The sequence below is a fragment of the Marinobacterium profundum genome, assembly GCF_001528745.1.
GTDB classification, from domain to species: Bacteria; Pseudomonadota; Gammaproteobacteria; order Pseudomonadales; family Balneatricaceae; genus Marinobacterium_A; species Marinobacterium_A profundum.
Genome location: NZ_BCNS01000171.1, coordinates 1 through 2,151, shown reverse-complemented (window position 1 = coordinate 2,151; position 2,151 = coordinate 1). Strand labels below are relative to the sequence as shown.

Here is a 2,151-nt window from a genome sequence, read left to right as displayed (position 1 = left end):
CTGGGTCTACACGTAAGGAGATGTGGGCAGCGTCAGATTTGTATAAGGGACATGGCTGAGACAGATGGCTGTAATCACGCAGGGACAGGGTTTGGAGTTCACTGTCAGTACGCATGTAAATCGCCTCCCTCTGGTACCAGGAGCCTGCCCGTAAATACTCAACCTACTGCGAACCACCTGAGTTTGGCTGCTTTGTGTTCTCTTTTTGACTCGTCGCAGGCTCCTCGGTCTGCGACCCCGCTAAAGCGGTTCTTTACACTGCGTTCCAAGTGTTAAATAGAACCACTTTTCACAAGCTACATCCCTGTAGCTTGCCCGGTGGGCAGCTAACGCTGTGTAAATCGGCTTTCCTGCCGATTTATTGCCTCAAAGGGGCTCAAAAACTGCCTCAAAACGGACTTTCCCTCGCTACAATCGGCCAAGCCCGAAAGGCTGCTAGGCGCCCATATTGCCGGAACTATGGAGCGCGCCAGCGGTGCCATGGCGCTGCATTCGCTGGAGCTGATGGAAGGGCTGCTCTGTTCGGCCAAGGCGCGTCAGTTCTGTGAACTGAAAACGACATTCGAGCGTCCGGCGCCATTGCCGGTGGATTTTCCGGGCAGCGAGTAGTGGCTTAGGGTCTGGCGCGGCCTATATTATGTAAAAAGGTCAGCGCCAAACCATGAAATTACACCCCATGGGCTTTATAATGGCGACTGACGTTAATCAGGGCAGGGTAGGCTTTATGAGAGAAACGGATCTGGTTTTTTTTCAGCCGCTGTGGCGCCGTGTCGCTGCAACGGTATTCTGTGTTTTATGGTCCGTTTTTGAGTGGGCGACCAATAGCCCGTTCTGGGGCATGGTGTCACTGGGTTTTGTTATTTATTGTTACTGGATGCTATTTCATACTTTTGAAGAAATAAAGCCGGGAGATAAAGCGCAGGATCAGAACAAGAGCTAAGGATTTACCATTATTTATTGTTGTGAAAAAGCCGGTTCTTTGACCGGCTTTTTTGCGTCTGCATATTGTACTCGACTTATTTTACGGGAAATTGGCCATAAAAAAGAGGCCCTGGTTAAAGGGCCCCTTTTTGGGTGTGTAACTGCCTGTGTCTCAGCGCATAGGCAAGAGCGTCAGGTTTTCTTGCTGCGCTTGTTCTGGCGGTGCATGTCCACGACCACGGCGACGATAATAATCGCGCCCTTGATGATGTCCTGATAGTAGGCATCGACCCGCAGGAAGGTGAAGCCCGACAGCATTACGCCAAGGATCAGGGCGCCGATCACGGTGCCGGTGATGCGACCGCGTCCACCGGACAGGGATACACCGCCGATAACAGCCGCAGCAATGGCATCCAGCTCGTACATCATGCCCATGCCCGCCTGGGCGGTCTTGATGCGGGCGATGGCGACCATGGCGGCCAGGCCTGCCAGCAGGCCCGCAATCATGTAGACCTTGATCAGGTGTGATTCGATGTTGATACCGGATACGCGCGCGGCCTGGGGGTTGGCACCTATGGCGTAGGTGAACTTGCCAAAGCGGGTGTAGCGCATAACGATATGGAACACGGCGGCGACGACCAGGAAGATAACCACCGGGGCCCAGCGACCCATGCCGTTACCCAGCATGGCGAAACTTTCAGTGAAGCCGGAAACCGGGCTGCCATCGGTGTACCAGCGCGCGATACCGCGGGCTGAGACCATCATGCCCAGGGTGGCAATAAAGGGCGGGATTTTGGTTTTGGTGATCAGCCAGCCGTTAACAAAACCGGCGGCTGCACCCACGGCCAGGCCGACCATCAGGGGGATGAACCAGGGCAGATCCACCAGTGCCGGGTGAATGATTTTCGGCCAATTGGCATCCTGGGCGAAGGTGGCCGCCACCATGGCGCTCATGGCGACGACGGAGCCGGATGACAGATCGATACCGCCGGTGATGATGACCTGGGTCACGCCCACGGCGATGATGCCGATGACGGAGACCTGCAAAATGATGATCTGCAGGCGGCTCATGTTACCCAGAAAGCTCTGGCCGACGAGGAACCAGCCGAGAACTTCAAAGAAGGCGGCGATGCCAAACAGAACCAGCAGAATACTGACTTCCTGGGGCAGGCGTTTCTTGGAGGGCGCTGCCAGAGTGGCATTAGGCGCTGTTGCAGTGTGGGTTGTCAT

Annotated in this window: 3 protein-coding genes; 2 read left to right on the top strand and 1 reads right to left on the bottom strand. The window is 55.3% G+C overall.

Translation table 11 applies throughout. The features are described from left to right. Nucleotides 1-459: 459 nt before the first annotated feature. A complete protein-coding gene (locus MPRO_RS25540) occupies nucleotides 460-609 on the top strand; it encodes a hypothetical protein (RefSeq protein ID WP_216821344.1) in 150 nt (49 codons plus the stop codon). 52 nt (nucleotides 610-661) lie between these two features. After that, nucleotides 662-940 carry a hypothetical protein gene (locus MPRO_RS20535; RefSeq protein ID WP_245635158.1) on the top strand — a complete coding sequence of 93 codons (279 nt, stop codon included), beginning with the start codon at nucleotides 662-664 and terminating at the stop codon, nucleotides 938-940. 173 nt (nucleotides 941-1,113) lie between these two features. Here MPRO_RS20535 and MPRO_RS20530 read toward each other — a convergent pair. Next, nucleotides 1,114-2,151, bottom strand: a 1,038-nt coding sequence (locus tag MPRO_RS20530; protein ID WP_067297640.1) for an ABC transporter permease, incomplete at its 5' end; no start/stop codon positions are given.